Annotated in this window: 11 protein-coding genes and 1 pseudogene; 6 read left to right on the top strand and 6 right to left on the bottom strand. The window is 74.2% G+C overall.

The features are described 5' to 3' along the window. Positions 1–35 precede the first annotated feature (35 nt). The 4 genes from serS to DQ240_RS07825 all read left to right on the top strand — a co-directional run bounded on the left by serS (position 36) and on the right by DQ240_RS07825 (position 4835). Positions 36–1331 carry a serine--tRNA ligase gene (serS, locus tag DQ240_RS07840; protein WP_113839065.1) on the top strand — a complete coding sequence of 432 codons (1296 nt, stop codon included), beginning with the start codon at positions 36–38 and terminating at the stop codon, positions 1329–1331. Continuing rightward, positions 1328–2254: an HAD family hydrolase gene (locus DQ240_RS07835; RefSeq protein WP_113839064.1), complete on the top strand. Its 927-nt coding sequence runs from the start codon at positions 1328–1330 to the stop codon at positions 2252–2254. The genes serS and DQ240_RS07835 overlap by 4 nt, the downstream gene beginning before the upstream one ends. After that, a complete protein-coding gene (locus DQ240_RS07830; RefSeq protein WP_113839063.1) occupies positions 2247–3059 on the top strand; it encodes a Cof-type HAD-IIB family hydrolase in 813 nt (270 codons plus the stop codon). Before DQ240_RS07835 ends, DQ240_RS07830 begins: the two co-directional genes overlap by 8 nt. 141 nt (positions 3060–3200) lie before the next feature. Beyond that, a complete protein-coding gene (locus DQ240_RS07825; RefSeq protein WP_113839062.1) occupies positions 3201–4835 on the top strand; it encodes a methyl-accepting chemotaxis protein in 1635 nt (544 codons plus the stop codon). A 117-nt stretch (positions 4836–4952) separates the two neighbouring features. On the opposite strand, the gene DQ240_RS07820 is transcribed toward DQ240_RS07825, so the two are convergent. The 3 genes and pseudogenes from DQ240_RS07820 to DQ240_RS07815 all read right to left on the bottom strand — a co-directional run bounded on the left by DQ240_RS07820 (position 4953) and on the right by DQ240_RS07815 (position 6672). After that, on the bottom strand, positions 4953–5720 hold the full coding sequence (locus tag DQ240_RS07820) for a hypothetical protein (RefSeq protein ID WP_233498590.1): 768 nt from the start codon (positions 5718–5720) through the stop codon (positions 4953–4955). 105 nt (positions 5721–5825) lie between these two features. Continuing rightward, positions 5826–5960 (bottom strand): annotated as a pseudogene (locus DQ240_RS24225) (type IV toxin-antitoxin system AbiEi family antitoxin domain-containing protein); the annotation flags it as partial. Between the two features lie 160 nt (positions 5961–6120). Further along, the gene (locus DQ240_RS07815; protein ID WP_113839060.1) at positions 6121–6672 is read right to left on the bottom strand and encodes a bacterial proteasome activator family protein; all 552 of its coding nucleotides are present in this window, start codon (positions 6670–6672) and stop codon (positions 6121–6123) included. Positions 6673–6768: 96 nt separating this feature from the next. Here DQ240_RS07815 and DQ240_RS07810 point away from each other — a divergent pair, with 96 nt between their 5' ends. After that, on the top strand, positions 6769–7986 hold the full coding sequence (locus DQ240_RS07810) for a cysteine desulfurase-like protein (RefSeq protein WP_113839059.1): 1218 nt from the start codon (positions 6769–6771) through the stop codon (positions 7984–7986). Here DQ240_RS07810 and DQ240_RS07805 read toward each other — a convergent pair. Next, positions 7983–8975, bottom strand: a complete 993-nt coding sequence (locus DQ240_RS07805; RefSeq protein WP_113839058.1) for an NAD(P)H-quinone oxidoreductase — start codon at positions 8973–8975, stop codon at positions 7983–7985. The two genes, DQ240_RS07810 and DQ240_RS07805, sit on opposite strands and share 4 nt — an antisense overlap. Before the next feature lie 9 nt (positions 8976–8984). Further along, positions 8985–9653, bottom strand: coding sequence for an NAD(P)-dependent oxidoreductase (locus tag DQ240_RS07800; RefSeq protein ID WP_113839057.1), 669 nt, complete (start codon positions 9651–9653; stop codon positions 8985–8987). Between the two features lie 148 nt (positions 9654–9801). On the opposite strand from DQ240_RS07800, the gene DQ240_RS07795 reads away from it, so the two are divergent. Next, positions 9802–10773 carry an AraC family transcriptional regulator gene (locus DQ240_RS07795; protein WP_113839056.1) on the top strand — a complete coding sequence of 324 codons (972 nt, stop codon included), beginning with the start codon at positions 9802–9804 and terminating at the stop codon, positions 10771–10773. Here the strand turns inward: DQ240_RS07795 and DQ240_RS07790 are convergent. Beyond that, on the bottom strand, positions 10770–12368 hold the full coding sequence (locus tag DQ240_RS07790; RefSeq protein WP_113839055.1) for an AMP-binding protein: 1599 nt from the start codon (positions 12366–12368) through the stop codon (positions 10770–10772). The genes DQ240_RS07795 and DQ240_RS07790 overlap by 4 nt on opposite strands. Positions 12369–12435: the final 67 nt, after the last annotated feature.

Below are 12435 nucleotides of genomic sequence, written 5' to 3'. Positions count from 1 at the left end.
GCTGCCCCGCGTGCGCCGGTCGATACCCTCGGCTGGTGATCGACCTGCGCCTCGTCCGCGAGAACCCCGACGCCGTCCGCGCCAGCCAGCGGGCCCGGGGAGCCGACGAGTCCCGCGTCGACGACCTGCTCGCCGCCGACACCGCCCGCCGCGAGGCGGTCAAGCGCGCCGACGACCTGCGCGGCGAGCAGAAGTCGGCCTCGCAGGCGGTCAAGAAGGCCACGCCCGAGGAGCGCCCCGCGGTCCTCGAGCGGGCCAAGGCCGTGGCTGCGCAGGTCAAGGAGGCCGAGGAGGCCCAGCGCTCGGCCGACGCCGCGCTGCGCGAGGCGCACCTGAAGATCGCCAACGTCGTGCACGCCGACGTCCCGCCCGGCGGGGAGGACGACGCGGTCACGCTCCGCACCGTCGGCGAGGTGCCCACGTACGACTTCGAGGTCCGCGACCACCTGGAGATCGGCGAGGCCCTCGGCGCCATCGACATGGAGCGCGGGGCGAAGGTCTCCGGCGCCCGGTTCTACTTCCTCACCGGCCCGGGCGCGCTGCTGGAGTTCGCCCTCGCCCAGCTGGCGATCAGCCGCGCCGTCGCCGCCGGGTTCACCCCCGTGGTGGCACCGGCGCTGGTGCGGCCCGAGGCGATGGAGGGCACCGGCTTCCTCGGCGAGCACGACGAGGAGGTCTACCGCGTCGAGCGCGACGACCTCTACCTCGTCGGCACGTCCGAGGTGGCGCTCGCGGGCATGCACTCCAGCGAGGTGCTCGACCTCTCCGCCGGCCCGCGCCGCTACGCCGGGTGGTCGTCCTGCTTCCGCCGCGAGGCCGGCTCCTACGGCAAGGACACCCGCGGGATCATCCGCGTGCACTGGTTCGACAAGGTCGAGATGTTCAGCTTCTGCCGGCCCGAGGAGGCCGCCGCGGAGCACCGCCGGCTGCTGCAGTGGGAGGAGGAGTTCCTCCAGGCCCTGGAGCTGCCCTACCGGGTGGTCGACATCGCTGCCGGCGACCTGGGCACCTCGGCAGCGCGCAAGTTCGACATCGAGGCGTGGTTCCCCAGCCAGGGCACCTACCGGGAGCTCACCAGCACCTCGGACTGCACGACCTTCCAGGCCCGCCGCCTGGCCATCCGGTACCGCGACGCCGACGGCAAGCCGCAGACGGCGGCGACCCTGAACGGCACGCTGTGCGCCATCGCCCGCACCATCGCCTGCCTGCTCGAGGTGCACCAGCGCGCCGACGGCTCGGTGCACGTACCGGCGGCGCTGCGCCCGTGGCTGGGCGGCCACGAGGTCCTCACCCCGGGCATGTCGCTGGCCGCCCCGGTGCCGGTCGCATGACGGCTGGTCCACCGCCCGGGCCGCTGCGGGCGCACGGGATCCTGGACGGCTACGACGAGGTCGTCGAACTCGGTGACCTCGGGCCGTGGCGGCCGAAGCTGGTCGCCAGCGACCTCGACGGCACCCTGCTCGACTCCGCCTCGGAGGTCAGCCCCCGCACCCGGGCCGCGCTGGAGGCCTGCTGGGACGCCGGCGTCCCGGTGGTCGGGGTGACCGGGCGCGGACCGCGGCTGCTGGACAGCGTCCGCGACGCGCTCGACGGCCGGGGCATCGCGGTGCTCGCGCAGGGCGGCTTCGTCGTCGACCTCGAGCGGGACGAGGTCCTGCGCACCGTCGGCCTGCCCCGCGACCAGGCGGCGGCGGTCATCGCGCGCATCGAGGAGGTCGCCGGCGACCTCGTCCTCGCGGTGGAGGACGCCGCCGAGCAGGGCGAGGTGCACACCCAGCTGCGGGTGCAGCACGGCTTCGAGTGGCCCTACCCGGAGCCGGCGCACCTCCTGCCCCGGCACCAGGTGCTGCCGCCCGGCGCGGTGCTCAAGGTGTTCCTGCGGTCGGCCTCCCTCGGCCAGGACGAGCTGCTCGCCCGCGCCCGCTCCGTGGTCGACCCCGCAGAGGCCGAGATCACCCACGCCGGGCTCGGGTTCATCGAGGTCCTCCCGCCCGGCGTCACCAAGGCCACCGGGCTCGCCGTCGCCCTGGAGCGCTACGGCGTGGACCTGGGCGACGTCCTCGTGTTCGGGGACATGCCCAACGACCTGCCGATGATCACCGCGGTCCGCGAGGCGGGCGGCCGCGCCGTCGCCGTCGCCAACGCCCACCCCGCCGTGCGCGCGGCGGCGCAGGACCGCACCAGCGGCCACGACGTCGACGGCGTCGCCCGGTACCTGGAAGCGGTGTTCGGGACGGAGGCGGCCGGTGTCTGACTGGCGCCCGCGGCTGATCGCCAGCGACATGGACGGCACCCTGCTGCGCGGGAACGACACCGTCAGCCCGGAGACGGTCGCAGAGCTGGAGCGCTGGCGGGCCGACGGCGTGCCGGTCGTGCTGGCGACCGGACGTCCGCCGCGCTGGATGGTCCGCATCCGCGAGCAGCTGGGGCCCGGCACGGCGGTCTGCTGCAACGGCGCCGTCCTGCTCGACCTGGAGACCCTCACCGTCCTCGACGAGGACGCCCTCGAGCCCGAGGTCCTGCAGCACGTGACGGCGGAGCTCCGGCGCGCGCAGCCCGACACCTGGTTCGCCGTCGAGTACGGGCTGGAGTTCCGCCACGAGCCGGTCTACCAGCCGCGCTGGGACGTGGACGCGCCCGGCGTGGCCGTCGCCACGCTGGAGGAGATGGTGGCCGCCCCGGTGGCCAAGCTGCTCGCCCGGCACGAGTCGCTGCCCCGCGACGAGTTCATGGCCCTCGTCGAGGAGGTCGCCGGACGGCGGGCGACGGTCACCAACTCCTCCACCGACGCGCTGGCCGAGATCTCCGCGCCGGGGGTCACCAAGGCCAGTGGCCTGGCGAAGGTCGCCGCGCAGCACGGCGTCGACCCGGGCGAGGTCGTCGTCTTCGGGGACATGCCCAACGACATCGCCGCCTTCGAGTGGGTGCGCGACGCGGGTGGCCGGGCGGTCGCCATGGCGCACGCCCACCCCGACCTGCTGGCCGTCGCCACGGACGTCACGGGCACCAACGAGGAGGACGGCGTGGCGGCCTTCCTCGCGTCGCTCCAGACCGGGTAGCGCGAGTTCCGAGTCCGCGTCGTCCATGGGGCGGGTGGGACGGGACACGACTGGCTCGCCTCAAGGGTCGGCCGTTGCTGCCGACCTTGGCTGCAGGACCTCCGGTGGCGCACCGGCGGCTCGTGCAGATGAGGAGCAGGAATGGACGCCTCCAGGGCGAACGACAACCGGGGCCACGGCGGCGCCGACCCCGAGCAGGGACACGGCTGGGGGCTGCGCACCCGCGTGCTGGGCGCCGTCGCCGTCGTCGCGGTGACCACCCTCGGCGTCGGGGCCTTCGGCATCAGCCGCATGGCGACGCTGGACGACAAGGCCAGCGAGGTCTACTCCCACGGCGCCGAGCCGCTCGACGCGCTGCGCCAGCTCCAGGTCGACTGGTGGGAGATGGCGGCCAACACCGCCCGCGCCTCCATCCCGAGCCTGCCGGCCGAGAGCGTCGCCCGGGCCACGCAGAACCGTGAGGCCCTCGCCGAGGAGCTCGCGGCGGACATCGAGCTCGTCGACGGGCTGCCGCTGTCGTCCGCCGCCCGCAGCGCGTTCGAGGACTTCCGGACCGGCGTCGACACGTACCTGGCCACCCTGGCCGAGCTGCAGAGCGGTGTCGCGTCGGTCCCGCAGGCGCGCCTCGCGCAGCTCATCCAGACGCTCAACACGACCGAGGCGGCCATCGAGGAGTCCGTGACCGCGGCCACCACGGCGGCCGCGGCGGACGCCGTCGCGGTCACCGAGGAGGCGCACGACGCCTACACCTCCGCGCGCACGGTGACCGTCGTGATCATCGTGGCCGGGCTGCTCCTGGCCGTGGGCCTGGCGCTCCTGGTGGCCCGCAGCGTGACCGGCCCCGTGCAGCGGATCCGCGAGGTGCTCGCCAAGGTCGCCGGCGGTGACCTCCGGGTGCGCGCCGGCCAGACCGGTGGCGGCGAGCTCGGCGAGGTCGCCCAGTCCCTGGACCAGACCCTCGACGCGCTGGGCTCGGTGCTGCACCTCGTCGGTGACTCGGCCCGTCAGCTGGCCGACGCCTCGCACCAGCTCGACAGCGCGTCCGCGGCGATCGCGGACAACGCCCGGACGGCGGCCGGTCAGGCCGACTCGGTCGTGGCCTCGGCCGGCGACGTCGCCTCCAGCGTCGACACCGTCGCGGCGGGCTCCTCGCAGATGGAGCAGGCCATCCGCGAGATCGCCACGAACGCCACCGAGGCCGCCCGCGTGGCCGGCCAGGCGGTGACGGTCGCGGAGAACACCACGCGCACGGTCGGCAAGCTGGGCGACTCCTCGCAGGAGATCGCCACGGTCGTGAAGCTGATCAACGGCATCGCCGAGCAGACCAACCTGCTGGCGCTGAACGCCACCATCGAGGCCGCGCGGGCCGGGGAGGCCGGCAAGGGCTTCGCCGTCGTCGCCTCCGAGGTCAAGGAGCTGGCGCAGGAGACCGCGCGGGCCACCGAGGACATCAGCCGCCGGGTCGAGGCCATCCAGGCCGACACCTCCGGCGCGGTCGACGCGATCGGTCAGATCAGCACGGTCATCGGCGAGATCAACGACTTCCAGGCGACCATCGCCGCGGCGGTCGAGGAGCAGACGGCGACGACCAACGAGATGAACCGGAACGTGGCCGAGGCGGCCAGCGGCTCGCAGAGCATCGCGAACGCGATCTCCGGCCTGGCCGCGGGCACGTCCGAGACCAACTCCCGGGTCGAGGACGCCCAGCGTGCCGCGGCGGAGCTGTCCCGGATGAGCGGTCAGCTCCAGGACGCGGTCTCCCGCTTCACCGTCTGAGTCCCGGGTTCCGGCCGGGATCAGGTCACCTGATCGTCGAGCGTCCCCCCTCACCGTCTCCGGTGAGGGGGGACGCTCTGCGTTGAGGGTGGACGAGCCTCCGCCCACTCGCAGAGATCAGGCGGCCGCGTCCCTCGGGTCGCCGTCCGGCTCGGGTGTGCGGACGACGTGGAAGCGCCGCGGCCCGGGAGCCGGCCGGGACAACAGGTCACGGAGCCGCTCGGTGGGCCGGTCCAGTCGAGGCAGGTCGTCCTGCACGACCCGCACCACCGGCACGTCGAGGTCGCGGATCAGGTCCTCGCGGCGCTTCTCGTCCCAGAGCACCTCGGCAGGCGTCCGGCCGCGGTACGGGTCGGTGTACTTGACGAGCCCGTCGAACTCGACCGCGACACCCGGGTCCTCGAACCACCCGTCGACGCGGCCGATGAACCCGCGTGGGCCGTGCAGCTCCACCTGTAGCTCGAACGCTGGGAGCCCAGCGGCCAGGAAGGCCAATCGGCCCCGGGTCTCGAGTGGCGACTCGGCGCGCCCGTCCGCGAGGTGCAGGGCGCGTCCTGCTTGCCCGATGCCCTGCCAGTGGCTCTGCCGCAAGACGGTCGCCGTCAGGTCCCGGCGGCGCGCCTGCTTGCGGTGGATGGCCGCGTCGATGGCGACGACGGCGTCGTTGAGGGACCACTCCCGGCTGCAGTCCACCAGCGTCCGCGCGGGACCGGTGACCGGCAGGAGCTCCCCGGGTTGGAGGTCGTCGTCCGGGAGGTCGGCAGCCGCGATCCGGTAGCCGTGTCCGTTCCGCCATTGCCCGGCTTGGGTGAGCCGGACCGTGGAGTCGACCCGCCGCGGCAGGAGGAAGCGGTGGAAGCGGGCGGCACTCGTGTGGCTGAGCACCGGACCAGACCCAAGGACAGCGAGGGTGGCAGCGGCTGCGAGCAGGTGTCGTTCGCGATCGTCACCCGCTGAGGCCCCCCATCGTGAGGCGTCCACGTAGACGCCGCGACGAAGCCGACGCCACGCGCCCGAGACCACCGCCGTCCTGATCTGATCAGGCCGGAGACCGGCGCGGCGCGCGTCGGCGACGGTGAAGACGCCGCCGCGGCGTCGGGCGGCGGCTTCGAGTTCGGGATGCACTCCCCGAGTCTCGAAACGGGGCGGAGGCGGGGGAACAGCGCCGACGGATCTGTGGACAGTCGCCGTCCTCCCTCAGCATGCAGCGTCCTCCCTCACCGTCTGCGGTGGGGGAGGACGCTCCACGTTCAGGTCACCTGATCCCAGCGGCTCGACCCCGGTGCTACAGGTACTGGCCGCCGCCGGGGCGGAAGTCGGGCTGCTGGACCGGCCCGGCGCCGGAGCCACCGGGCAGGGCGCGGCGGCGCATCTCCTCGAGCTGCGCGCGGGCAGCCATCTGCTGGGCGAACAGCGCGGTCTGGATGCCGTGGAAGACGCCCTCCAGCCAGCCCACCAGCTGCGCCTGCGCGATCCGCAGCTCGGCGTCCGACGGCGTCGAGTCCTCGCTGAACGGCAGCGTGATCCTTGTCAGCTCGTCCCGCAGCTCCGGCGCGAGGCCCTGCTCCAGCTCGCGGATGGACGAGGCGTGGATGTCGCGCAGCCGCTGCCGGCTGGCGTCGTCGAGAGGAGCGGCGCGGACCTCCTCGAGCAGCTGTTTGATCATCGTGCCGATGCGCATGACCTTCGCCGGCTGCTCGACCATGTCGCCGACGCCGGCGGCGCCGTCCGAGCCGCCGTCCTGGCCGGCGAGGGGCATCGCGCCGACCGGCCGGCCGTCGGGCCCCACGACCACCACCTGCTGCGGCTGCTCGCTTCCGTTCCCCGGGATCGTCATGCCCCCATCTTCCCCACGCCCCGGCCCCACCTGCAGGGGCCCGCCGCGAGCGGGCGAGTGGTGGCGGGCCGGAGGGGCCTTCTAGGGTCGGCGGGCATGGGGGAGGCGCGGCTGGACATCGCCCGCGTCCGTGGCCAGTTCCCCGGCCTGTCCGACGGGCTGGTGCACGCCGAGGGCCCCATGGGGACGCTCCTGCCGGAGAACGTCGTCCACGCGATCACCCAGGCGATGCGCGTCCCGGTGTCCCCGCGCGGCGGGGTGTTCCCCGCGTCCGCCCGGGCGGAGGGGCTGACCGCCGGGGCGCGTGCGGCGCTGGCCGACCTCACCGGGGGCGTGCCCGGCGGCGTCGTCCTCGGGTCGAGCGCGACCGCCCTCACCTACGTCATGGCCGGGGCGCTGGCCCACACCTGGCGCCCCGGCGACGAGATCGTCGTCAGCCGGCTGGACCACGACGCCAACATCCGGCCCTGGATCCAGGCCGCCGAGCGGCGCGGGGTGCAGGTGCGGTGGGCCGAGGTGGACATCGAGACCGGCGAGCTGCCGGACTGGCAGTACGACGAGCTGCTGACGCCCCGGACGCGGCTGGTCGCGGTCACCGCCGCGAGCAGCGCCATCGGCACCCGCCCGGACGTCGCGGGCATCGCCGCCCGGGCGCACGCCGTCGGCGCGCTGGTCTTCGTCGACGCCGTCCACGCCGCGGCCCACCACGCGGTCGACCGGCGGGCGCTGGGCGCGGACTTCCTCACCGTCTCGGCCTACAAGTGGTGCGGCCCGCACGTGGCCGCCGTCGTCGCCGACCCCGCGCTGCTGGCGGACCTGTGGCCGGACAAGCTGCTGCCGGCGCCGGACCGGGTGCCGGACCGGTTCGAGGTCGGCGGGCAGCCCTACGAGCTCTACGCCGGGGTGGCCGCGGCCGTCGACCACCTGGCCGGGCTCTGCGGGGAGGCCGAGGGCAGTCGGCGGGACCGGCTGCGGGCCTCGATGGCCGCCGTCGCGTCCTACGAAGGGCAGTTGTTCGACTGGCTGGACCAGGCGCTGCGCGCGATGCGCCACGTGCAGGTGCTGGGGTCGGCCGGGGACCCGACCCCGGTGCTGTCGTTCACCGTCGACGGCATGCGCCCCCGGCAGGTGACCGCCGACCTCGCGCGGCGGGGGATCTGCGCCTGGGACGGCGACCGCTACGCCCGCGAGCTGTTCGACGCGCTGGGTGCCAGCGAGCAGGGCGGGGCGGTCGGCCTCGGGCTGATGCACTACAACACCGCCGAGGAGGTCGGCTACGTGATCGACGCCGTGGCCGCGCTGCGTCCTCGCTAGGGTTCGTTGACGAGCAGGACCTTGCCGATGTGGGCGCTCGAGGCCACCACCTCGTGCGCCTCGGCGGCGCGCGACATGGGCAGCCGCCGGTCGACGATCGGCCGGACGACGCCGCGCTCGACGTCGGGCCACACGTCGTGGCGCACCGCCGCGACGATCTCCGCCTTGCCGCCGGGGCCGGTCGCGGGGCGGGAGCGCAGCGTGGTGGCGTGCACCGCGGCGCGCTTGCGCATCAGCAGGCCGAGGTCGAGTTCGGCCTTCGTCCCGCCCTGCATGCCGATGCAGACCAGCCGCCCGCCGGTGGCCAGTGCCTCGACGTTCCGGGCCAGGTACGCGGCGCCCATGATGTCGAGGACGACGTCCACGCCGGCGCCACCGGTCTCCGCGCGCACCCGCTCGACGAAGTCCTCCTCGCGGTAGTCGATCGTCACCGCGGCGCCGAGCTCGCGGCAGAAGTCGAGCTTGGCCGGGCTGCCGGCGGTGGTGAACACCCGAGCCCCCGCCCGGGCGGCCAGCTGGATCGCCATCGTGCCGATGCCGCTGGAGCCGCCGTGCACCAGGAAGCTCTCGCCGCGGCGCAGCCCGGCCAGCATGAACACGTTCGACCACACCGTGCAGACGACCTCGGGCAGCGCGGCGGCGGTGGCGAGCTCCACGCCGGCCGGGCGCGGCAGGAGCTGACCGGCCGGGACGGCGACCCGCTCGGCGTACCCGCCGCCGGCCAGCAGCGCGCACACCTCGTCGCCGACGTCCCAGCCGGTCACGCCCTCGCCGACCTCGCTGACGATCCCGCTGCACTCCAGGCCGAGGACGTCGCTGGCGCCCGGCGGCGGCGGGTAGAAGCCCTGCCGCTGGAGCAGGTCCGCGCGGTTGACCGCCGTGGCGACGACGTCCACCACCACCTCGCCCGGCCCGCAGACCGGGTCGGGGACCTCGCCCCAGCCCATGACCTCGGGACCGCCGGATCCGTCCAGGGTGACCGCGCGCATGTCCCGACCCTAGGCGGGCCGGGCGGCGAGGACCGCGCCGGAGACGGCGACGCAACCGCCGACGTCCTCGGAGCCCGTGGCCAGAGCGGCCAGCACCTCTCCCACGGCCCGGCGGGAGACCTTCATCCCCTCGGTGTCGCCGGACCGGGACCGGGTGGCCGGCTCGTCGCCGTCGGTCAGGTACACCGGCTGCACGATCGTCCAGTCGAGCCCGCTGTCCCGGACGAGGGCCTCCTGCGTCTCGTGGTCGGCGATCTGCGGCCTGAGCAGCAGGGCGAACACCAGCCGCGAGGACAAGGGCAGCCGGTCGCGGGTCTCCCCGACGCCGTACGAGGACTGCACGACCAGCCGCCGCACGCCCTGCTCGCGCATCGCCACCACCGCCGCCGTCCCGCGCGACCGCACGTCCAGCGGAGTGCCGGAGGGCCCCCGCAGCCGCACGCGGACCGCGCTCTCGGAGATGCCCAGCGTCACGACGACCGCGTCCTGGCCCGCCACTGCCCGGGCCCCGTCCGCCGGGGACGTCGCGTCGCCGTCCAACGGACGGACGCCCGGCATCCCACCGAGGACGTCGACGGCGTGCCGGGCCAGCGCGGTGACCTCGTGGCCCTCCGCGACCAGCGCTGCGACGGTCGCCCGTCCCGTCCCACCCGTCGCCCCCACGACCAGAACCCTCATGACCTGCTCCCTCCACGACCCGCCGGCGATCTGCCGACGTCCTGATCGTGGCTGGACGATCGGTGCATCGGAACGGCTGTGAGTCCGAGTTACCTGTCCCATCGTCCAGAGGGCGTGGATGCAGGGTGCGGGTCCGTACCGTGACGGCATGACCGCGGAGGCCTTCCCCTGGACGCCGGTGGATCCGCTCGGGGGCGTGTTCGGCGACCTGCGGATGCGCGGCACCTTCTACGGCCGGACCGAGGTGTCCGCGCCGTGGGGCGTGGAGATGCCCGCCCTCGACGGCTGCATGAGCTTCCACGTGGTCACCGAGGGCAGCTGCATGCTCGAGGTCGACGGCGAGGTGCACGAGCTCCGGGCCGGCGACCTGGCGCTGGTCCCGCACGGGCGTGGTCACCTGCTGCGCAGTGGTCCCGGTGCCCCGATCCTCGGCCGCGCCGACCTGCTGCCGCAGGAGTACCTGGGCGAGCACTACTCGGTGCTGCGGATCGACGGCGGCGGGGCGGAGTCGCGGCTGCTGTGCGGCATCCTCGAGCCGGAGCGGCCCGGTGCGGCGCACCTGCTGGACCTGCTGCCGCCGGTGCTGCTGGTGGAGGGCGACGACGCCGCCCGCGGTGGCTGGCTGTCCGTGCTCCTCGGGATGATCACCGACGAGGTGCGCCGGGACCGTCCGGGTGCGGAGGCGGTCGTCACGCGGCTGGCCGACGTCGTGGTCATCCAGGCGATCCGGGGCTGGCTGGAGACCGGCGGCACCGGTCCGGGCTGGCTCCGCGCGCTGCAGGACCCGCAGGTCGGCCGCGCGGTGACGCTGGTGCACCAGGACCCGGGCGCGCCGTGGACGCTGGACCGGCTGGCGCGGGAGACCCGGATGTCGCGGTCGGCGTTCGCCGCCCGGTTCACCGAGCTCGCCGGGGAACCGGCGCTGCGGTACGTGACCCGGTGGCGCATGCACGTGGCCACCGTCGCCCTCGCCCGGGGCGCGCGGGTGGGGGAGCTGGCCCGCACCCTCGGGTACGAGTCGGAGGCGGCCTTCTCCCGGGCCTACAAGCGGGTCACGGGGGTGCCGCCGGGAACGGTGCGGGGCCGGCCGGACGTGCCGGCCGGCCCCACCTCGCTCTAGGCGCGGGCCTTCAGGTCCTTGCGCAGGATCTTCCCGGCCGCGGACTTCGGCACCTGCTCGATGAACTCGACGAACCGGATCTTCTTGTGCGGCGCCACGTGCTCGGTCATGTACGCCATGACCGCCTCCTCGGTGATCTCCGAGCCGGGGGAGCGGACGACGAACGCCTTGGGCAGCTCCTCGCCGCTCTCGGCGTCCTTGACCCCGATGACGGCGGCGTCGGCGATCTCCGGGTGGTTGATCAGCACGGCCTCGAGCTCGGCCGGGGCCACCTGGTAGCCCTTGTACTTGATCAGCTCCTTGACCCGGTCGACGACGGTGTAGCGGCCGTCGGCGTCGACGATCGCGACGTCACCGGTGTGCAGCCACCCCTCGGCGTCCAGGGTCTCGGCGGTGGCCTTCTCGTTGTTGAGGTAGCCCTTCATCACCTGCGGGCCGCGCACCCACAGCTCGCCGCTCTCCCCGGGGGCGGCGTCCGTGCCCGTCGCCGGGTCGATGAGCCGGCACTGGGTGTTCGGGATCGCGTAGCCCACCGAGCCCTTGGGCACCTCGCTGCTGACGCCGGGGGGCTCCTGGCCGAGGTCGGGCGTCGTGTGCGACACCGGCGACAGCTCGGTCATGCCGTAGCCCTGGGCCACGGTCACGCCGTCCGTCGCGCCCTTGCGCAGCCGCTCCTGTGCCGCGTTGGCCAGGCCCTCGTCCAGCGGCGCCGCGCCGGAGAGGATCGAGGTCAGCGACGACAGGTCGTACTGGTCCACCAGCGGGTGCTTGGCCAGCGCCAGCAGGATGGGCGGGGCCACGAACGCCCGCGTGATCTTCTGGTCCTGGATGGTGCGCAGGAAGTCCTCGAGATCGAACCGCGGCAGGGTGACGACGGCGCCACCCCAGGCCAGGCCCTGGTTCATCAGCACGGTCAGGCCGTAGATGTGGAAGAACGGCAGGACGGCGATGATCCGCTCGTCGGCGCCCAGCGCGATCAGCGGCCGGCACTGCGCGACGTTGGCCACCAGGTTGCGGTGGGTCAGCATCACGCCCTTGGGCAGGCCCGTGGTGCCGCTCGAGTAGGGGAGCGCGACCAGGTCGTTCGCCGGGTCGATGTCCACCTGCACCGAGGGCGCGTCGCCGCCCAGCAGGTCAAGCATCCCGGCGTGGCCCTCCATGCCGTCGAGGACGATGACCTCGTCGACCGGGGACTTCTCCACGGCCGCGCCCGCGCGGTCCATGAAGAGCGAGATCGTGATCAGGATCTTCGCGCCGGAGTCCTTCAGCTGGAAGGCGATCTCCTCGGGCGTGTAGAGCGAGTTGATCGGCGACATGACGCAGCCGGCCGCCGCGATGCCGTGGAACACCACCGGGAACCAGGGGGTGTTCGGGCAGAAGACGGCGACGACGTCGCCCTTGCGCAGGCCGCGGGCGTGCAGGTTGGCGGCGACGCGGTCCACGTAGGCCGCGAGCTGGCCGTGCGTGATCGTGTCGCCCTTGAGCCCGTCGATCAGAGCCGGGGCGTCCGGCCGGTCACGTCCGGCCGACAGGACGAACTCCGGCACGGAGACGTCCGGGATCTCGACGTCGGGATACGGGCTGTTCAGGGCCACGTGGCCTCCTCTTCGGTGCAGATGTGGCGCCAGTCTCACACCGCAGACGAACCCGGGCACGCCCGGG

It is taken from the genome of Blastococcus sp. TF02A-26 (assembly GCF_003319125.1).
In the GTDB taxonomy this organism is placed as follows: domain Bacteria; phylum Actinomycetota; class Actinomycetes; order Mycobacteriales; family Geodermatophilaceae; genus Trujillonella.
This window is presented reverse-complemented; position numbering and strand designations above follow the sequence as displayed.